Raw genomic sequence first — 19,563 nt, forward strand, 5'->3', positions numbered from 1 at the left:
TCGCGGAGGGCACATGAACGTGGAGCAACAGCGGTTCACCCGCGTGGACCGCTTCATGCGGAACAAGGGCCCGGCGGAGATCCTCTACGGCGCGCTCGTGTCGAGCGTCATCCTGGCGGCGACGAGCGCGGGAGCCGAGAGCGGGGACATCGTCATCCTCGCCACCGCCGTGGTGTCCGTCACCTACTGGCTGGCGCACGTGTACGCCGACGCGGTCGGTGGCCGCTTCGAGGACCAGGACCACAGCTCGGGGCACCGACTGCGGCACGCGCTGCGCAACAACACCGGGGTCCTGCTGGGCAGCCTGCCGGTGCTCGTCGTGTTCGCGATCGGCAGGCTCGTCGGCATGGACGTCTACCGGGCGGCGTTCCTCGCGCTCTGGTTCACAGTCGCGATGCTCGCGGCCGTCGCCGCGCTCGCGGCCCACCGCGCGGGGGTCCGAGGGCGCGCCCTGGTGGGTGAGGTCGCGATCGCGGCCGCGTTCGGGCTGCTGGTGATCGTGCTCAAGTACGCGTTCATGCACTAGCTACTTCGCCTCGTCGTAGCTGTCCACCACCGCCACGTTCAGCGCGAAGTCGACGGGCGTGGAGCCGAACAGCAGCCGCCCCGCTTCGACGGCGGACGACCGCATGGCCAGCGCGACCTCGTCGGCCACCTCGGCCGGCGCGTGCACCATGACCTCGTCGTGCAGGAAGAACACCAGGTGCGGCCGGCCCTCCAGCTCGAGCAGGCGTCGGCGCAACGAGGCCATCCAGCACAGCGCCCACTCGGCGGCGGTGCCCTGCACGATGAAGTTGCGTGTGAACCGCCCCCAGTCGCGGCCGCGTCGGCGCGCGGCGCGGACGTCGTCGGCCCCCGCCCCCTCCGCCGAAGCTGCGGCGTGCTCGGCCTGCCAGGCAGCGTCGGGACGGGGAGAGGTGCGGCCGAGCCAGGTGGACACGACGGCGCCACGCTCCCCGGCGCGGGCGCCGGCCTCCACCAGGGCGACCGCGTGCGGGTACGCGCGGGTGAGGCGCGGCATGAGGACCGCGGACGGGCCGGTGGTGGCGCCGTAGATCGCGCCGAGCATCGCGTATTTGGCCTCGGAGCGGGTCTCGACGATGCCGGCGTCGACGACGCCCTGGTACAGGTCGGCCTTCCTGCCGGCCGCGGCCATGGCGTTGTCGCCGGACATCGCCGCCAGCACGCGCGGTTCCAGCTGCGCGGCGTCGGCGACGACGAGCTTCCAGCCGGGATCGGCCCGCACGGCCGCGCGGATGCTCGCGGGCAGCTGCAGCGCGCCGCCGCCACTCGTCGCCCACCGCCCGGTCACCACCCCGCCCGGCACGTAGTCGGGCCGGAACCGGCCGTCGTGGACCCACGCCTCCATCCACGCCCACCCGTTGGCACTGAGCAGGCGCGACAGCTTCTTGTAGGCGAGCAGCGGGTCACGCACCGGGTGCTCGAGCGCCTTGATCTCCCACGTGCGCGTGGACTCGACGTCGCAGCCGGCCGCCCGCAGCCCGCGCAGCAGATCCGGCTGGGAGTCGAGGTTCAGCGACGGCTGCCCGAGCGCGGTGCGGACCTCGTCGGCCAGGGCCTCGAGCTTGGCGGGCCGACCACTGCGCGGCCGCGGGCCGAGGAGCTCCGTGAGGAGAGCGTCGTGCGTCTCGACGCTCCACGGCATCCCGTCGTGCTGCATCTCGGCGGCGATGAGCGCGCCCGTCGACTCGGCGGCGAGCAGCAGGCGCAGGCGGCCCGGCTCGTCGGCACCCGCGACGGCGGCGAGCTGGCGCTGCAGCTCCTCGAGCGGGTCGGCGACCACCGTGGGTCCGACGTCGTCGAACAGGCTCCCCTCGACGGGCGGCGGTTCGCGGGGCCCGTCCCACGGCCCCGCCGCCGCTCCGGCCAGTGCCGACGACTGCGAGTAGACGCTCCGGCGCAGGATCGCGTGGCAGAGCCGCAGGTCGTGGCACCGCTCGACGCGGACACCGGCGGCCAGCAGCGACGGGTAGCGGCGCGCGGTGTCGTCCCAGACCCACCGCGGCCGGTCGGCTTCGCGCTCACGGACCGCCGAGGCGAGGTCGTCGGCGGCCACCGAGACGGAGTCCTTCGGCAGCCCGTCGTCGGTCAGCGACTGCAGCTCGACGACGCCGGGTCGCGACGGGTCATCGAAGAGCAGCAGCAAGGACACGGCTCATCGTCGCAGCCGGGTGCGACATCGCGGGAGCGGCCGCAGGCAGTGCCACCAGTCCGAACCCACCTAGAGCCTGAGGCGCCAGGGATAGCCTCGCGCTATGACCGTCAGTACCCGTCGCGTCGACCACTGGATCTGCGCTGTGCCATCCCTCGCGAGCGGCCACCACTTGCTGACTGAGGTGGCAAGCGACAAGACGCTTTGGCTTCTGCTACAGCAATACGCCGATATCCCGCAAAAGGGTCGAGCGCTGTTCGCTGGCACTCTTGCGGAAAAGAACGCCAGGTATCGGGACCTCCACAACTTCGTGAGGCAAGGATTAACCTATTGGCGAGCAGGTGCTTTGATCAGTGGGTCCGCAGCGGCACTGCCTTATTACTACGCTTTCCTAAATCTAGCGAAAGCTGAACTTCTTCGCTTGCCGATCAACGTCATTTCTGGTGCGAAGATTAATCACGGCCTTTCCTACAATCCGTCGGGGAGCGACTCCATCCGCGGCGACCACCTCACCGTTCAAGATGGCGTGTTCAGTAGGTTGGTCGAAGCCAGAACAGGGTCTACGATCCCGCGAGGTACGCGATTACCTGTCCTTAATCTACTTTCCATCATTCCAGAAATTGGGCTCGAGATGGAGGAGTTTGGCCGATCGCGACCACAGACGATTCCGAGCTATCACACTGTGGCGAGTGACGGGGGGATGGCCTGGGTCATCCTCGCTCTGCTCGACGGAAGAATGGGAAGCCGTGAGCCACTCGCGAGGGCGCTTGCACGCCATTTCCACGAGGTCCCCATTGCTGACCTGCCGGATTGGCGTCGCTATTTTGCGATCAGTTCGCGATCCATCCCGATGAATCTGCGAATCCTCCAATCAAAGCGGACCTTTCCATACGGCGGGTCGGTAGACTTCAACAGCGCTTTCTACCAGGCGATGAGCCACGTAAAGGACTCCCTTGGGCCTCACGCATCCGACCCCGTCGCTCAGGCCGCCGACTTTCAGTTGTGTCATAGTTTGAAGAAATCTGACTCGTACACGCTACCAGTTAGTTTGGCCAGGTACGCGGCGATGTTCTACCTGTCGTCTCTCGTTAGGTACAAGCCATCCGCGCTGGACCCGTACCGCCAGGGCGCGCAGGCGTGGCTAATGGATTCGTTCTCGCGGGAGGTTCCGCTCTACCTCCTTTCCGGCGCGCTCTCCGGCATTTCGGATCGGACCGTCGCGTTCGAGCCGAGTGGGTTTCGAACGTAGGTATCGATTCGGTCACCGCCGCGAGTCTCGCATCGCCGCTTTCACGGTCACGGCCGACCCGTCCGGCGCCGTCCCCGCGGCCAACGCCGCGTACTCGGACGACCCCACCGCGTACACCGCCAGCCGCCCGTCGGCGTCGGCATGGATCCCCCACCCGTACCGCTTCCCCAGGTCGCTGGACCGCAGGCACGCGCGAGGCGTCGCATAGAAGGAAGCCCACTCGTCAAGGGAGTCAGCCGAGACGCCGTGCCGGCCCGCCCACACCCGGAAGATCACGTCGGACGACCGCAGCGCGTACGGCGCGGACGCGATGAGCGAGAAGGTCGTGGCGGCGACGGTGGAGCCCACGGGCTCGACACCCGCGACGGCAGCGGTATCGGGCGCGACCGTGATGAAGGTGGACGTGTAGTCGACGTTCTCCATGCGGCCGGACGCTAGACCGCGGGACTGACAGCGGTGCGGCTCATGGGGAAGATCCAGGGTCCCTCCGATGACGCCGACGAGAGCGGCACCCGCGTCCGCACCGACGAGTACCCGAGCGCGGTGTAGTAGCCGACGTTGTCGGGCTTGGTGGTCTCCAGGTAGGACGGCCCGGACGCGGAGTCGATGAGGTCGAACACGGTGGCCATCAGCCGCTTGCCGCGGCCGGCGCGCTGCAGGTCGGGCCGGACGCCGAGCGCCTCGACGTACCAGGCGTCGCAGGGCACCCCGGCAGAGGTGACGTCGCCGAACTTGATGATCCCCACGCTGTGCTCGCGCGTGTTGACGGCGATCCTCGCGATCCGGAGCGCCTGTCGCCACCAGCGGGCGGGCGTCATCGGGTACGACCCCGGCGGGTAGAGCGCGATCGCGCCGGTGACGGCACCGTCGAGCCTGGTCACGAACGCGTGCCCGTGCCGCACGGAGTCGGACAGGGTCATCCGGTAGAGCGCCCGCAGCTCGCGCTCGCGGCGGCGGCGGACGGGGAACAGGTGCACGAAGCCGGGGTCGTCGGCGAGGGCCGCGGCCAGCACCGTCGCAGCCTCGGCGATGCCGGACGGGTGCAGCGGCTCGACGACATCAGGCGGGGTTCCGGGCATGTCGCGCATCCTCTACGGGACATGCGTCCAGATGCAACCCGATCGGGGGATGGACAGATCGCGTGACCTGCGCAAACGCTTACGACCCTGTCAGTGCGTCCTTGAGCTTGATCCGTCCGCCGCTGCGCAGGACCGCGCGGGAGTAGATCCGCCCGGACAGCCAGACGAGCACAGGGATCACGGCGAGCGACAGCCCCAGGGCCAGCGCGACCTCCCACGCGTCGACCTCGCCGAGGGCGATCCGCATCGGCATGAGCAGGGGCGAGCAGAACGGGACGTAGGACAGCCACACGACCAGGGGGTTCGTCGGGTCCCAGGGGGCGATGCTCACGCCGATGATGTACGGGATCATCATCAGGGTCAGCACCGGCGCGGTCACCGAGCCGACGTCCTCCTGCCGCGACACCAGCGCGGCCAGGGCACCGAGCGCGAGCGCGTACATGGTGAAGCCGATGACGAACCAGATCACCACCCACAGCGCGGTCACGCCCAGGTTGATCGAGCTGGTGTCCACGAGTCCGAGGGCCAGCGCGGTCCCGGAGCCTGCGCCGACGACGAGCACCACCTGGATGAGCCCGATGACCCCGATGCCCAGCACCTTGCCGGCCATCAGCTGCCACGGGCGCACGGTGGCCAGCAGCAGCTCGACGACGCGCGACGCCTTCTCCTCCACGACCCCCTGCGCCACCAGCTGGCCCGCGGTCATGAGGGAGATGAACAGCAGGATCCCGGCGACGAAGCCGGCGACGATCTGGGCGCCGTCCTGCTCGGGCTCGGGCTCCAGCGCGGTGATGTCCGGCGTCGCCTGGGCGATCTCGCGACCGACCTCGCCCGGGTCGCCGCCCAGGTCGGTGACCGCCGACGACAGCGCCTCCTGCTGCGCCAGCGACGCGAACACGGGCGCGAGCATGTCGGGCAGCTTCGTGTGCACCACCACGGTCAAGGGGTCCGTGGAGGTGACGAGGGCATCGATCGTGCCGTCCTTGAGCAGCTCCTCACCCGCGTCGGCGGACGCCACCTCCTGCGTCTCGATCGTCGTCCCGGTCACCGTGCCGGTGGCCACCAGCTGCTCGGACACCGCCGCCGTCTCGGGCAGGACGCCGACGTGCTGGGTGGGGTCGGACTGCGAGCTGACGAGGTTGAGCAGGACGCCGCCGAGCACCACGGCGGCGACGAGCGCGACGGTCGTCCAGATGAACGCCTTGGAGCGGAACCGCGTGCTGATCTCCCGTCCGGCGACCAGGCGGACGGCGGCGCCGTCGGAGATCTCGACGAGGGTCGGACGGGCGCTCATGCGGACACCGTCTCGCGCTCGACCGTAGCGGAGTCCGTGCTGACCACGTGCCGGTACAGCTCGGTCAGGGAGGGGCGCAGCAGGCTGAACTCGTGCACCGACCCGGCCGCGAGCGCCGCCCGCAGGATCTGCTGGTCGACGCCGTCGTCGGCCTGTCCCCGCACCTCGACCACCGACCGCGTCGCGTCCGTCGACACCAGGCGGGCCGACGGCACCGCGGAGATCCACGACCCCGCCGGTGGCCCGTCCACCACCCATCGCCGGTCGTCGGTCCGACGCAGCTCCTCGATCCCGCCGAAGGCCACCAGCGACCCGGTCTTGATGATCCCGACGCGGTCGCACAGGGACTCGACCAGCTCGAGCTGGTGCGACGAGAACAGCACCGGCACGCCGGCCGCGGCCTGGTCCCGCAGCACCCCGCTCATCACGTCGACCGCCACGGGGTCGAGGCCGGAGAACGGCTCGTCGAGCACCAGGATGTCGGGGGAGTGCACCAGCGCGGCGGCCAGCTGCACCCGCTGCTGGTTGCCCAGCGAGAGCTTGAGGATCTCGTCCCCGCGGCGCTCCGCGATGCCGAGCACCTCGGTCCACTGCTCCATCGCGGCCTTGGCCGACGCCGTCGACAGCCCGTGCAGCCGCGCGAGGTAGACCAGCTGGTCGCTCACCTTCATGCGCGGGTACAGGCCGCGCTCCTCGGGCATGTACCCGATGCGCCGCCGCACGGCCAGGTCGACCGGCTTGCCGTCCCAGCGCACCTCGCCGGAGTCGGCCGCCAGCACGCCCAGCACGATCCGCATCGCCGTCGACTTGCCGGCGCCGTTGGAGCCGACGAACCCGACGATCTCGCCCGCACGCACCTCCATGGACAGGTCGCGCAGTGCGCGGAGGTCGCCGTAGGACTTGTTCAGGGACTCCATCACCAGTGCGGACATGAGTCGATCCAAACAGAGACCACCGACGCGGCGCGACACCCTGTCGGTGGCCGGACCTAGTCTGCGGAAGGTGCACCACCTCTCTCGTGCCGACGCCCGCCGGATCGCCGTGCGCGCACAGCGCCTGACCGCTGCCCGGCCCACGGACGTGCACGAGACCGTGCGCGCCCTGTCGTTCCTCCAGCTCAACCCGACCAGCGCGATCGCCCCGAGCGCGGACCTGGTGCTCTGGAGCCGGCTGGGCTCGGCGTACGACCCGCGGGAGCTGGCGGACGCGCTCGACGAGCAGACGATCATCGAGTTCCGCGGCATGCTGCGGGTGGCGGAGGACCTGGCGCTGTACCGGGCGGAGATGGCCGTCTGGCCCGGGACCGGCACCCGCGTGAAGGACTGGCAGCGGGGCAACCGGCAATGGGTCGCGGACAACGAGGCGTGCCGGCAGGACATCCTGGAGCTGCTGCGCGCCGACGGTCCGCTGCCGATCAGCGAGCTCCCCGACACGTGCGTGCGGCCGTGGCGCTCGTCCGGCTGGAACAACAACCGCAACGTCACCATGCTGCTCGGCCTCATGGTGCAGATGGGCGACGTCGCACCCGCCGGCGGCACCGGCCGCGACCGGCTCTGGGACCTGGCCGAGCGCGTCTACCCGCCGGACCCGCCGGTGCCGCTGGAGGAGGCGTACCGGATCCGCGACGAGCGCAGGCTTGCGGCGCTCGGCATCGCGAGGCCGAAGGGGCCCGAGCAGCCGGTCGAGCCGCTCGACGTCCGGGACGCGGGGGAGCCCGCGGTCATCGAGGGCGTCCGCGGCGAGTGGCGCGTCGACCCCGCGCAGCTGGACGTGCCGTTCGAGGGGCGCGCGGCGCTGCTCTCGCCCCTCGACCTGCTCCTGTACGACCGCAAGCGCATGACCGACGTCTTCGAGTTCGACTACATCCTCGAGATGTACAAGCCGGTGGCCGCGCGGCGCTGGGGCTACTTCGCGCTCCCGGTCCTGGTCGGCGACCGGCTGGTGGGCAAGCTCGACGTGGCGGCGGACGTGAAGGCCGGGGTGCTGCGGGTCCACGCGGTGCACGAGGACGACCCGTGGTCGCCCGACGCGCGCGCCGCGGTCGACGCGGAGATCGAGGACCTGGCGCACTGGCTGGAGCTGGAGCTGGACGTGGTGCGGTCCTAGCCCCTCGACGCGTCGTAGGCCGCGCGGTTCCGGTCGATCTCGTCGGCGTTCTCCTGGCTCCACGCGACGAGCTCCAGCACCGGACGCAGCAGCGTGTGGCCCAGCGGGGTGAGCTCGTACTCGACCTTCGGCGGCACCACCGGGAACACCTCGCGGTGCACCAGCCCGTCGCGCTCCAGGTGCCGGAGCGTGAGGGTGAGCATCCGTTGCGAGATGCCGTCGATGCCGCGCAGCAGGGTGGTGAACCGCTGCGGTCCGCCCTGGAGCATCCCGAGGACCAGCAGGCTCCACTTGTCGCCGATGCGGTCGAGCAGGCCGCGCACCTGTGAGCCGACCGCGTCCGCGCCGCAGCTGACGCGGGGGATGCCGTCGTCGTCGTACGTCACGGGCAGGTGCATGTCAGCCGTTCCTCCACAGGCACATCTCTGTGCCTTCTTGTGCGTGCCTCCACTGTTCCCCACGATGTGGTCAGGCACAAGGAGTAACCAACCACCCCGTGGAGACGCCCGCATGAACCTCGCCCTCTGGATCGTCGCCGGTCTGCTCGCAGTCGCCTACCTGGGGGCCGGTCTGCTGAAGGCCACGCAGCCGAAGGAGAGGCTCCAGAAGAACCTGCCCTGGGTCGAGGACTTCTCGGCCGGCACGGTCCGGTTCATCGGCGTCGTGGAGATCCTGGGCGCGCTCGGGCTGATCCTGCCGCAGGCCACCGGGATCGCCCCGATCCTCACGCCGATCGCCGCGACCGGCCTGGCGGTCGTCCAGGCGCTGGCCATCCGCACCCACGTCCGGCGCCACGAGCCGCAGGTGCTGCCGGCCAACATCGCGCTGCTCCTGCTGGCGGCCTTCGTGGCAGTCGGCCGGTTCGCGGGCTACTGAGCCGCGTCTGCCGCGGCGCGAACGTCAGGTCCCCCGCGAGAACGTCACGTCCTCGTGCCGTTCTCGGGCGACGCCGCCCGGCGCGACGACGAGCGACCCGCCCGCCACCGTCTCGTCGCGCAGCAGCTCGTGGCCCGACGCCGGCACCGTGACCTCGTCGCCCGTGTGGTTGAGGACGAACAGCCACGAGCGGCCGTCGTCGGCGACCCGGCGGACCGCCTCCACGCCGTCCAGCTCGGGGGACAGCCCCGCCTCGGCGATCAGGGCGTCGGTGACCCCCTGCAGACCGTCGGCGTCGAGCCGGGTGGCCAGGTACCAGGCGGCGCCGGAGCCGACCGGCCGGCGCGTCAGAGCCGGCCAGCCCGCCAGGTCGCCGTCGGCGAAGGTGCGGACCGCTTCCGTCCCCGGCGACAGGTGCGTCTGCTCGGACCACACGTCGGCTCGCGTCCCGTCGTCGAGCGTGAGGGTCTCGCCGTCCTGCAGGGCCCAGAACTCCTCGCTCCGCACCCCCAGCAGCTCCCGGAACGCGCCCGGGTAGCCGCCCAGCCGGATGTGGTCGTTCTCGTCGGCGATGCCCGAGAAGTACGTGACCAGCACGGACGCACCGTCGGCCGCAGCCTTCGCGATGTTGGCCGCGTCGGCGTCGGTGACCAGGTAGAGCGTCGGGACGACGACGAGCGCGTACCCCGACAGGTCCGCCGACGGCCGCACGATGTCCACCGTGATGTTCCGCTGCCACAGCGCGCGGTAGTGCGCGAGCACCCGGTCCGGGTAGGTGACGGCGGCCGACGGGTGGCTGTCCAGCTCGGTGCCCCACCACGCCGGGTAGTCGAAGACGATCGCGGCCTGCGCCCGGACCCGGCTGCCCTCGACCTCGCTCAGCGCCTTCAGCGCCGACCCGAGCGTGACCGTGTTCCGCCACACGTCGGTGTCGGTGCCCCCGTGCGGCAGCATCGCCGAGTGGAACTTCTCCGCGCCCGCGGCGGACTGGCGCCACTGGAAGAACATCACCGCGTCGGCGCCGCGGGCCACGTGCGCCAACGAGTGACGCAGCATCTCGCCCGGACGCTTGGTGCGGTTGCGCGGCTGCCAGTTCACCGCGCTGGTCGAGTGCTCCATGAGCATCCACGGGTCGCCGCCGGCGACCCCGCGCGTGAGGTCGGCGCTGAACGCCAGCTCGACGTGCGCCTCCGGGTCGTGGGCACGCGTGTAGTGGTCGTTGGCGATGACGTCGAGGTCGTCCGCCCAGGAGAAGTAGTCCATCCACTTGGTGCCGGTGGAGAGCATGAGGTTGGTGGTCGTCGGGATGTCCGGCGTGATCTCGCGCAGCACGTCCCGCATCGCGCGGTAGTGCACCAGCAGCTCGTCGGAGCTGAACCGCGCGAAGTCCAGCTGCTGCGTGGGGTTCGGGTACGTCGGGGCGCTGCGCGGGGGCAGCACCTCGTCGAAGGAGTCGTACCGCTGCGACCAGAAGGCCGTCCCCCACGCCGCGTTCAGGGCCTCGACGGTGCCGTAGCGGTCGGCGAGCCAGCGCCGGAACGCGGCCGCCGCGTCGTCGGAGAAGTCGTGCGGGACGTGGCAGCCCAGCTCGTTGTCCACGTGCCACAGGGCGAGCGCGGGGTGCGTGCCGTAGCGCTCCGCCATCGTCCGGGTCATGCGCAGCACGTACTCGCGGTACGCCGCCGAGGACACCCGGTACGCCTGCCGGCCGCCCGGGTGCAGCACCGTGCCGTCTGCCAGCACGGGCAGGAACTCCGGGTGCTTGCGGGTGAGCCACGGGGGAGGGCTCGCCGTGGCGGTCGCCAGCGTGACCTTGATGCCCGCAGCGGTAAGCCGGTCGAGGATGTCGTCCAACCAGCCGAAGTCGAACTCGCCCTCGCGCGGCTCCAGCTGGGCCCAGCTGAAGATGCCGACGCTGACCAGCGTGACGCCGGCCTGTTGCATGAGCTCCACGTCCTCGATGCGGGTGGCCAGCGGCCACTGCTCGGGGTTGTAGTCGCCGCCGTACTGGATCATCGGGTCCTCGTTGCTCGTCGGAGGTCTAGCTGGACGGGTTCGTCCGGGTCGCACACCAGGTGGCCGTCGACGACGCGGGCTACCGCGACGCGCACGACGGCCCGCCGTGTCGCCGGGTCCTCGCCGGCGCCGGTCTCCCCGAACGGTGAGACGTCGTGCGTGAAGTAGAAGATCCAGGCCTCGTCGTCGGTGGTGACGACGTCGGCATGGTGCCCGCGCGGGTCGACCAGGAGGTGCCCGTCGGGGGTCCAGCGTGCCAGGTCGTCGGACCGGTACACGGCCTGGCCGCGCCACTCGTCGACGATCATCCAGTGCCACCCGCCGAGCGTGAACACGTTCGGTCCCTCGTGCGGTCGGCCCTCGATGACCGGCCGTGACGGGCCCCACGTCTGCAGGTCGTCGGAGTCAGCGCACCAGGTGGTCGATCCCGCGGCCTCGTCCTTGAACCACATCCGGTAGCCGGTCGGGGTCGGTGCCACGCACGCGTCGATGACGTAGTCCGAGCTCAGCGGCACGACCCCGCGGTACTCCCAGGCCACCAGGTCGTCGGACACGTGGTGCAGGATGTGCCGCTCGTGCCCCGGCCAGCGGTCCGGCACGCCGCTGAGGTAGGTGACGAACATGTGGAACCGGCCCTCGGCGAACACGACCTCGGGGGCCCACAGGGTGTTGCGGCCTTCTCCGGGGTCCAGCCCGTCGACGACCCCGCGGTGCGTCCAGGCCAGCCCGCCGTCCGTGCTCGTCGCGACCGCGATGTCCGTGCCGTGCACCCAGCTGACACCGGGTCCGTCGTCGTCGACCCGCCGCTGTGTCGCGAACAACCACCAGGTCCCGTCCGGTCCCTCGACGACGGTGGGATCGGTGGGCGCGCCGAGGGGGTCGGTGAACAGGGGATCGGGAGCGGTACGGACGTCCGAGGATGTGGCTGCCCTGGCGACCGCCGGCTCGGACGCTGCGGTCTCACCAGCGACTGCGTCCGAGGAAGCGGCCGCTCCGGCGACCAGATGCTCGGACGTCGCGGGGGTGGAGGTCATGGGCGGAGGTCTTCGACGCCGTGCAGGAAGCCGTTGCGGAGCTCGCTGCCGGGGGCCAGGTCGGCCTTGGTGACCGGGCGGCCCAGGGAGGCCGAGGCGTAGATCGCGGTGACCAGCTCGAGCGACCGGTGCGGCTCCGCGGCGACCGGCGGCAGCGGCTCGCCCGCGCGCAGCGCCGCGTAGACCGCACGGAGCAGCGGGGTGTGGCCGGAGGGCTCGTCGTCGCCGGGCAGGGTCCACGACGAGGGCGCCTCCGCCGGCTCGCCGCCGGTCCGCTCGGGTGCGGGGGTGAGCCGCCACGCGCGGGCGTCGTGCCCGTACAGGTGCTCGACCTCGACCGTGCCGAGCGTCGTGTCCACCCGCACGTAGCTGGTCTGCCGGGGAGCGAGCGCGGTGGTCAGCACCGACACGATCGCGCCGTTGGCGAACCGGATCACCGCGGTCGACGTGTCCTCGGTCTCCAGGTCGCGGTCCAGCCGGAACGCGCGGGCGTCGACCTCGGCCCACTCGCCCAGCAGGAACCCGAGCAGGTCGAGCTGGTGGATGCCCAGCCCCAGCAGCGGTCCGCCGCCCTCGGTGGCCCACTTCCCGCGCCACGGCACCGCGTAGTAGTCCTCCTGCTTGCGGTACCAGAGCGTGTGGCAGACGCCGACGAGCGGCCGCCCGAGCGTGCCGTCCGCCAGCAGCTTCTGCACGTGACCGACCGCGGTGCCGGTGCGCTGCTGGAACACCACCGCGTACTCGCGCCCGACCTCCTGAGCGACCTCGAGCACCGCGTCCAGGTCCGCCAGAGAGAGGACCGGCGGCTTCTCGCAGACCACGTGGGCGCCCGCGCGCAGGGCGGCGATCGCCTGGTCCTTGTGCAGGCCGGGCGGGGTGCACAGGTGCACGACGTCCACCGTCTCGGCAGCGAGCAGGTCGTCGAGGCTGTCGTACCGGCCGGTGACGCCGAACTGCCCGGCGAACCCGTCCCGCACGGCGGGGTTGGGGTCCGCGACCGCGACGATCGCGACCTGCGGGTCAGCGGCGAGCACCGACGCGTGCGCGTGCGCGATCGCCCCCGTCCCGACGATGGCGACCTTCAGCACGCCCTGCGACAACTCCGTCACGTCTGCTCCCTTGCACGGTGAGGCTGCCACGGTAAGCGCTTGCCTGCCGATCCGTCCATCTGCCCCCGTCCTGCTGGACGGCGACGGGACGGGTGAGTTCGTGAGTTCCCCTCGAGTTCGGCAGTAGCAACGCCCGAACTCGACGGAAACTCACGAACTCGGCATGAGGGAGAGTGCCGCGGCCGGGCGCGGGTCTCAGGCCGACGGGTCCGACGAGCCGCGGACCACCAGCTCCGGCTGGAACTGGACGCGCTGGTGCTGGAACGACGCGCCCTCCGACCGCTGGCGCAGGAGCAGGTCCGCGGCGGTCCAGCCGAGCTGGTGGGTCGGCTGGCGGACGGACGTCAGCGGCACCGTGAGCATCGACGCGAACACGACGTCGTCGTACCCGACCACCGCCATCTCGGCGGGGATGGCCACGCCGTGGGCCCGCAGCGCGCGCAGGGCGCCCAGGGCGGTGAGGTCGTTGACGCAGAACAGGGCGGTGGGGCGGTCGCCGGGGAGCGCGAACAGCTGGTTGATGCCGGCCTCGCCGCCGTCGGCGTTGAGAGAGCCGATGGTGATCTCGACCAGCGCGTCGGCGGGGTCGAGGCCGGCGCCGGCGAGCGCGGAGAGCACCCCGTCGCGGCGGTCGTGGCACTGCTTGATGGTGAGCGGCCCGTTGATGAACGCGATGCGCGTGTGCCTGAGGCCGACCAGGTGCTCGATGGCCAGCGCGCCGCCGCGGACGTCGTCGACGGCCACCGACGAGATGTCGTCGACCGGGGACGTGGTGTCCAGCAGAACCACGTCGATCCCGCGGTCGCGCAGAGCAAGCAGGGTGTCCAGCGAGCCGGCCGACGGCGTGACCATGACGCCCTGCACGCCATGCTCCTCGAACAGCCGCAGGTACCGGGCCTCGCGCTCGGGGTCCTCGTCGGAGGACGAGAGCATGAGGGTGTACTCGTCGGCGGCCAGCCGGTCCTCGACCCCGCGGGCCACCTCGGTGAAGAACGGGTTCGCGATGTCGAGCACGATGGCGCCGACCGTCTGGATGGTCCCTGCACGCAGCTGCCGGGCCGAGGCGTTGCGGACGAACTGCAGCTCCTCGATGGCCACCAGGACGCGGTCGCGCGTGGTGTCGCTGACCTGGTCGGGGCGGTTGAGCACGTTGGAGACGGTGCCGACCGACACGCCCGCCCGCTTGGCGACGTCCGTGATGGAGGGTCGGCGGTCAGCGCGTCCCCGTGTCGTCGTCGACATCGACCGTCCCTCCCTCGAGCACCGAGCGTGCGGCCCGATGCTAGTTGCCCCGATCAGGGCCGTCGTGGTGCCTCGCTGCATCACGATGACGTCACGACTCTTGTGTGCCGGGAGCCGCGCGCGTACGGTGCAGCGTACTGAATCGATTCACCGACCTCAAGGGAGAGGCCGTGCGGGAATCGCGCCCTCGGGCGGGGTCGCAAGCTCGGCGACGCCGGCACACCGGGTTCGCACGCGACGCGTCTCTTGACACACTGGTAAACGCTTACATAGAGTGCGTGAATCGTTTCAAAGGCGATTCGAGGAAGGCGGCCGCATGACCCGCGTGTGCTTCATCTCCCGCGTCCGGCCGGACCGGCTGGACGAGTACCGGTCCCGGCACGCCGCCGTGTGGCCCGAGATGCTCGAGGCGCTGCGCGACACCGGCTGGCGTGACTACTCGTTGTTCCTCGCCCCGGACGGTCTGCTCGTCGGCTACCTCGAGACCGACGACTACGCCGCCGCCCAGGAGGCCATGACCCGAACGGCGGTCAACCCGCGCTGGCAGGCCGAGATGAGCGAGTTCTTCGTCGCCGACGGCAGCCCCGACGAGGGCTTCCACGTCCTCGACGAGGTGTTCCACCTGGAGGACCAGCTGCGTGCAGCCGGCCTCCCCACCCACCCACAGGAGCTCCCCGCATGACCATCACCGATGCCCTGGCCCAGCAGACGATCGAGCTTCCTTCGTGGGCGTTCGGGAACTCGGGCACCCGGTTCAAGGTGTTCGCGCAGCAGGGAGTGCCGCGCGACCCCTACGAGAAGATCGCCGACGCCGCCCAGGTGCACGCGTACACGGGAGTGGCGCCGCGGGTGAGCCTGCACATCCCGTGGGACCTGGTCGACGACTACGACGACCTGGCCGCGCACGCCGCCGGGCTCGGGGTGTCCATCGGGGCGATCAACTCGAACCTGTTCCAGGACGACGACTACATGCTGGGCTCGCTGACGCACCCGTCGGCGGACGTGCGCAAGAAGGCGATCGCGCACCACCTGCAGTGCGTCGACGTCATGCGCGCCACGGGCTCCACCGACCTGAAGATCTGGCTGCCGGACGGGCTGAACTACCCCGGCCAGGACTCGCTGCGCGCCCGCCAGGACCGGCTCGCCGACTCGCTGGCCGAGATCTACGCGGCCCTGGACCCGAACCACCGGCTGATCCTCGAGTACAAGTTCTTCGAGCCCGCGTTCTACGCGATGGACATCCCCGACTGGGGCACGTCCTTGCTGCACTGCCTGGCGCTGGGCGACCGCGCGTTCGTGGTGCTGGACACCGGGCACCACGCGCCGGGCACCAACATCGAGTTCATCGTCGCCCAGCTGCTGCGTGCCGGGCGGCTCGGTGCGTTCGACTTCAACTCGCGGTTCTACGCCGACGACGACCTCATGGTCGGCTCCGCGGACCCGTTCCAGCTGTTCCGGATCATGCACGAGATCGTCCAGTCCGGAGCGCTCGCGCCGGACTCGGGGGTCAACTTCATGCTCGACCAGTGCCACAACATCGAGCCGAAGATCCCCGGGCAGATCCGCTCGGTCATGAACGTGCAGGAGGCCACGGCGAAGGCGCTGCTGGTCGACGCTGCGGCGCTGCTGGAGGCCCAGCTCGCGGGTGACGTGCTGGGCGCGAACGCGCTGGTGATGGACGCGTACAACACCGACGTGCGGCCGCTGCTCGCGGAGCTGCGCGAGTCGCAGGGGCTCGACCCCGACCCGATCCGGGCGTACAAGGCCTCGGGCTATGCGGAGACGATCATCGCCGAGCGCGTCGGCGGCAACCAGGCGGGGTGGGGCGCATGAGCACGGTGGCACAGGAGCTGGTCGCACGGTCGAACCGGTTGGGGGCGGACCCGCGCACGACGAACTACGCGGGTGGCAACACCTCGGCGAAGGGCACCGCGACGGACCCGGTCACCGGGGACGACGTGGAGCTGCTCTGGGTCAAGGGGTCGGGTGGTGACCTGGGCACGCTGACGGAGAAGAACCTGGCGGTGCTGCGCCTGGACCGGCTGCGTGCGCTGGTGGACGTGTACCCGGGGGTGGAGCGCGAGGACGAGATGGTCGCCGCGTTCGACTACTGCCTGCACGGCAAGGGGGGTGCGGCGCCGTCGATCGACACGGCGATGCACGCGCTGGTCGGCGCGGCGCACGTGGACCACCTGCACCCGGACTCGGGCATCGCGTTCGCGACGGCCGCCGACGGGGAAGCGCTGACCCGACAGGTGTTCGGCGACTCGGTGGTGTGGGTGCCGTGGCGTCGGCCGGGGTTCCAGCTGGGGCTGGACATCGCGGCGATCAAGGACGCGAACCCGCAGGCGATCGGCTGCATCCTGGGCGGCCACGGCATCACGGCCTGGGGCGACACGTCGGAGGAGGCGGAGGAGCGGTCGCTGCAGATCGTGCGGACCGCGGAGGAGTTCATCGTGTCGCAGACGGGTCCGCACCCGTTCGGTGAGGTGGTGCAGAGCCCGCTTCCCGACGACGAGCGTCGCGCCCGTGCGGCGGCGCTGGCCCCGGTGATCCGGGGGCTGGCCTCGACGGACAAGCCGCAGGTCGGCCACTACACGGACTCCGAGGTGGTCCTGGACTTCGTGTCCCGCGCCGCCCTGTCGCGCCTGGCGGAGCTGGGCACGTCGTGCCCGGACCACTTCCTGCGCACCAAGGTCAAGCCCCTGGTCGTGGACCTGCCGTCGGACGCGCCTCTGGAGGAGGTCGTGGGCCGGCTCAAGGAGCTGCACGCGACCTACCGGGCGGACTACCAGGCCTACTACGACCGGCACGCCACCCCGGACAGCCCGGCGATCCGCGGCGCCGACCCGGCGATCGTGCTGGTGCCGGGGGTGGGGATGTTCTCGTTCGGCAAGGACAAGCAGACCGCGCGGGTGGCGGGGGAGTTCTACGTCAACGCGATCAACGTGATGCGCGGCGCCGAGGCCATCTCCACCTACGTCCCGATCGACGAGGCCGAGAAGTTCCGCATCGAGTACTGGGCGCTGGAGGAGGCCAAGCTCGCGCGGATGCCGAAGCCCAAGCCGCTGGCCACCCGGGTCGCCCTGGTCACGGGCGCGGGGTCGGGCATCGGGCGGGCGATCGCCGAGCGGCTCGCCGCCGAGGGTGCGTGCGTGGTGATCGCCGACCTCAACCTCGAAGGCGCCCAGGAGGTGGCGGACAGCCTGGGCGGACCGGACGTGGCGATCGCGGTCAAGGCGGACGTGACCTCCGAGGAGGACATCGCCCGGCTGATCGCCGAGACGTCGCTGGCGTTCGGGGGCATCGACCTGGTGGTGAACAACGCCGGGCTGTCGATCTCCAAGCCGCTGCTGGAGACCACCGCCAGGGACTGGGACCTGCAGCACGACGTGATGGCGCGCGGCTCGTTCCTGGTCGCCCGCGAGGCGGCCCGCGCGATGATCGCCCAGGACATGGGCGGCGACATCGTCTACATCGCCTCGAAGAACTCCCTGTTCGCCGGCCCGAACAACATCGCCTACTCCGCGACCAAGGCCGACCAGGCCCACCAGGTCCGGCTGCTCGCGGCCGAGCTGGGCGGGCACGGGATCCGGGTCAACGGGGTCAACCCCGACGGCGTCGTGCGCGGGTCGGGGATCTTCGCCGGCGGGTGGGGCGCCCAGCGCGCCGCCACCTACGGCGTCCCGGAGTCCGAGCTGGGCGCGTACTACGCCCAGCGGACCCTGCTCAAGCGCGAGGTCCTGCCCGAGCACGTGGCCGCGGCGGTGTTCGCCCTGACCGGCCCCGACCTGGTGCAGACCACCGGCCTGCACGTACCGGTCGACTCCGGCGTGGCCGCAGCCTTCCTCCGATGAGCGCGTACGCGGCCGTCGACCTCGGCGCCTCCTCCGGGCGGGTCATCGTCGGGTCCGTGGTCGACGACCGCGTCGCGCTGCACGAGGTCAACCGGTTCCCCAACGGGCCGGTCCGGGTGGGCGGCTCGCTGCACTGGGACGTGCTCGGGCTGTACCGGGGGATCCTCGACGGGCTGCGCGCGGCCACCCGGGAGGTCGGCGCGCTGGACGGTGTCGGCATCGACTCCTGGGCGGTCGACTACGGGTTGCTGGACGGGGACGGGCAGCTGCTCGGCGCACCGTTCCACTACCGGGACGCGCGGACCGACGGGGTGCCCGAGAAGGTCTTCGCGACGATCCCCGCTCCCGAGCTCTACGCCCGCACGGGCCTGCAGGTGCAGCCGTTCAACACGGTGTTCCAGCTGGTCGCCGCGCAGGGCACGGCGGCGCTCGCGTCGGCCCGCGGGATGCTGCTGATCCCGGACCTGCTCGGCTACTGGCTGACCGGCGTGCGGGTCGCCGAGGTGACCAACGCGTCGACCACCGGGCTGCTCGACGCGACCACCCGGGAGTGGGCCCTCGACGTCGCGGCGACCCTCGGCATCGCGGAGAGCCTGCTCCCGCCGCTGCGCGACGCCGGGGTGCTGCTCGGGCACGTGCGCGAGGACGTCGGGCTGCTCGGGTCGGTCCCCGTGTGGACCGTCGGCTCGCACGACACCGCGTCGGCTGTGGTCGCGGTCCCGGCCACCGGCACGGACTTCGCGTACATCTCCTGCGGCACCTGGTCCCTGGTCGGCCTGGAGCTGGACCAGCCGGTGCTCACCGAGGAGAGCCGCGCGGCGAACTTCACCAACGAGGCCGGCGTCGACGGCACGGTCCGGTACCTGCGCAACGTGATGGGCCTCTGGGTCCTCCAGGAGTCGATCCGCACCTGGAACGAGGCCGGTCTGCCCGCCGACCTCCCGGACCTGCTCGCGGCCGCCGCCCGCGTCCCGGCGCTGACCACGGTGGTCGACATCGACGGACCCGCGTTCCTCCCGCCCGGCGACATGCCCTCCCGGATCGCCGCGGAGGCCGCCCGGACGGGTCAGACGCCCCCGCAGTCGCAGGCCGAGACGGTCCGCTGCATCCTCGACTCGCTCGCGCTGGCGTACCGTCGGGCGGTCCGGCAGGCGGCGGACCTCGCGGGGCATTCCATCGAGGTGGTGCACGTGGTCGGCGGGGGAGTCCGCAACGAGCTTCTCTGCCAGCTGACCGCGGACGCGACCGGGCTGCCTGTGGTCGCCGGACCGGTCGAGGGTGCCGCGCTGGGCAACGTCCTGGTGCAGGCGCGGGCGGCCGGCGTGCTGTCCGGGAGCCTCGCGGACCTGCGCGCGGTGGGCGCCCGGGGACTGGATCTGCGGCGCTACGAGCCGGGTGCCACCGGGGGGCCGACCGACCGTCAGTGGGCCGCCGCCGAGCGCAGGGTCGAAGGTCCGTAGCCGCGCACGAGCGCATCTTCCTAGCGTGGGGACGAGGCCCCTCGACGGCGTCGGGCCCAGTCCCGAGG

The 19,563-nt window shown here is 71.3% G+C and carries 18 protein-coding genes; 8 read left to right on the forward strand and 10 right to left on the reverse strand.

Features of this window, described 5'->3' with window-relative positions; all coding sequences use genetic code 11:
• Positions 1-13: 13 nt before the first annotated feature.
• Positions 14-526: a hypothetical protein gene (locus tag ASD18_RS05665; RefSeq protein ID WP_056087876.1), complete on the forward strand. Its 513-nt coding sequence runs from the start codon at positions 14-16 to the stop codon at positions 524-526.
• Here ASD18_RS05665 and ASD18_RS05670 read toward each other — a convergent pair whose 3' ends face one another.
• Positions 527-2,173, reverse strand: coding sequence for a bifunctional 3'-5' exonuclease/DNA polymerase (locus ASD18_RS05670; protein ID WP_056087879.1), 1,647 nt, complete (start codon positions 2,171-2,173; stop codon positions 527-529).
• Positions 2,174-2,276: 103 nt separating this feature from the next.
• On the opposite strand from ASD18_RS05670, the gene ASD18_RS20695 reads away from it, so the two are divergent.
• Positions 2,277-3,422, forward strand: a complete 1,146-nt coding sequence (locus tag ASD18_RS20695; protein ID WP_082573555.1) for a YaaC family protein — start codon at positions 2,277-2,279, stop codon at positions 3,420-3,422.
• Positions 3,423-3,434: 12 nt separating this feature from the next.
• Here the strand turns inward: ASD18_RS20695 and ASD18_RS05680 are convergent, their stop codons facing one another.
• The 4 genes from ASD18_RS05680 to ASD18_RS05695 form a co-directional block, all read right to left on the reverse strand.
• Positions 3,435-3,845, reverse strand: a complete 411-nt coding sequence (locus tag ASD18_RS05680; protein ID WP_056087885.1) for a DUF6157 family protein — start codon at positions 3,843-3,845, stop codon at positions 3,435-3,437.
• A gap of 11 nt (positions 3,846-3,856) precedes the next feature.
• Positions 3,857-4,501, reverse strand: a complete 645-nt coding sequence (locus ASD18_RS05685; protein ID WP_235522272.1) for an N-acetyltransferase — start codon at positions 4,499-4,501, stop codon at positions 3,857-3,859.
• A 79-nt stretch (positions 4,502-4,580) separates the two neighbouring features.
• On the reverse strand, positions 4,581-5,795 hold the full coding sequence (locus ASD18_RS05690) for an ABC transporter permease (protein WP_082573557.1): 1,215 nt from the start codon (positions 5,793-5,795) through the stop codon (positions 4,581-4,583).
• A complete protein-coding gene (locus ASD18_RS05695; protein ID WP_056087890.1) occupies positions 5,792-6,727 on the reverse strand; it encodes an ABC transporter ATP-binding protein in 936 nt (311 codons plus the stop codon). Before ASD18_RS05695 ends, ASD18_RS05690 begins: the two co-directional genes overlap by 4 nt.
• A 70-nt stretch (positions 6,728-6,797) precedes the next feature.
• On the opposite strand from ASD18_RS05695, the gene ASD18_RS05700 reads away from it, so the two are divergent.
• On the forward strand, positions 6,798-7,901 hold the full coding sequence (locus ASD18_RS05700; RefSeq protein WP_056087893.1) for a DNA glycosylase AlkZ-like family protein: 1,104 nt from the start codon (positions 6,798-6,800) through the stop codon (positions 7,899-7,901).
• Here the strand turns inward: ASD18_RS05700 and ASD18_RS05705 are convergent.
• Positions 7,898-8,299, reverse strand: coding sequence for a helix-turn-helix domain-containing protein (locus tag ASD18_RS05705; protein ID WP_082573561.1), 402 nt, complete (start codon positions 8,297-8,299; stop codon positions 7,898-7,900). The two genes, ASD18_RS05700 and ASD18_RS05705, sit on opposite strands and share 4 nt — an antisense overlap.
• A gap of 112 nt (positions 8,300-8,411) precedes the next feature.
• On the opposite strand from ASD18_RS05705, the gene ASD18_RS05710 reads away from it, so the two are divergent.
• Positions 8,412-8,777 carry a DoxX family protein gene (locus ASD18_RS05710; protein WP_056087895.1) on the forward strand — a complete coding sequence of 122 codons (366 nt, stop codon included), beginning with the start codon at positions 8,412-8,414 and terminating at the stop codon, positions 8,775-8,777.
• A 24-nt stretch (positions 8,778-8,801) separates the two neighbouring features.
• Here the strand turns inward: ASD18_RS05710 and ASD18_RS05715 are convergent, their stop codons facing one another.
• The 4 genes from ASD18_RS05715 to ASD18_RS05730 form a co-directional block, all read right to left on the reverse strand.
• Complete coding sequence (locus ASD18_RS05715) at positions 8,802-10,793, reverse strand: beta-galactosidase (RefSeq protein WP_082573563.1); 1,992 nt, start codon at positions 10,791-10,793, stop codon at positions 8,802-8,804.
• On the reverse strand, positions 10,790-11,827 hold the full coding sequence (locus ASD18_RS05720; RefSeq protein WP_235522273.1) for a hypothetical protein: 1,038 nt from the start codon (positions 11,825-11,827) through the stop codon (positions 10,790-10,792). Before ASD18_RS05720 ends, ASD18_RS05715 begins: the two co-directional genes overlap by 4 nt.
• Positions 11,824-12,936, reverse strand: a complete 1,113-nt coding sequence (locus ASD18_RS05725; protein ID WP_082573565.1) for a Gfo/Idh/MocA family protein — start codon at positions 12,934-12,936, stop codon at positions 11,824-11,826. The genes ASD18_RS05720 and ASD18_RS05725 overlap by 4 nt, the downstream gene beginning before the upstream one ends.
• Positions 12,937-13,131: 195 nt before the next feature.
• Entirely contained in the window at positions 13,132-14,178 is a 1,047-nt protein-coding gene (locus ASD18_RS05730) for a LacI family DNA-binding transcriptional regulator (protein WP_056087898.1), read from the reverse strand.
• A gap of 316 nt (positions 14,179-14,494) precedes the next feature.
• Here ASD18_RS05730 and ASD18_RS05735 point away from each other — a divergent pair, with 316 nt between their 5' ends.
• The 4 genes from ASD18_RS05735 to ASD18_RS05750 are packed head-to-tail and all read left to right on the forward strand — an operon-like array spanning position 14,495 to position 19,495.
• On the forward strand, positions 14,495-14,860 hold the full coding sequence (locus ASD18_RS05735) for an L-rhamnose mutarotase (RefSeq protein ID WP_056087901.1): 366 nt from the start codon (positions 14,495-14,497) through the stop codon (positions 14,858-14,860).
• Positions 14,857-16,011: an L-rhamnose isomerase gene (gene rhaI / locus ASD18_RS05740; protein ID WP_056087904.1), complete on the forward strand. Its 1,155-nt coding sequence runs from the start codon at positions 14,857-14,859 to the stop codon at positions 16,009-16,011. Before ASD18_RS05735 ends, rhaI begins: the two co-directional genes overlap by 4 nt.
• Complete coding sequence (locus tag ASD18_RS05745) at positions 16,008-18,035, forward strand: bifunctional rhamnulose-1-phosphate aldolase/short-chain dehydrogenase (protein ID WP_056091649.1); 2,028 nt, start codon at positions 16,008-16,010, stop codon at positions 18,033-18,035. The genes rhaI and ASD18_RS05745 overlap by 4 nt, the downstream gene beginning before the upstream one ends.
• Entirely contained in the window at positions 18,032-19,495 is a 1,464-nt protein-coding gene (locus ASD18_RS05750; RefSeq protein ID WP_056087906.1) for a rhamnulokinase family protein, read from the forward strand. The genes ASD18_RS05745 and ASD18_RS05750 overlap by 4 nt, the downstream gene beginning before the upstream one ends.
• Positions 19,496-19,563 lie beyond the last annotated feature (68 nt).

Source organism: Cellulomonas sp. Root137, from assembly GCF_001426725.1.
Classification (GTDB): domain Bacteria; phylum Actinomycetota; class Actinomycetes; order Actinomycetales; family Cellulomonadaceae; genus Cellulomonas.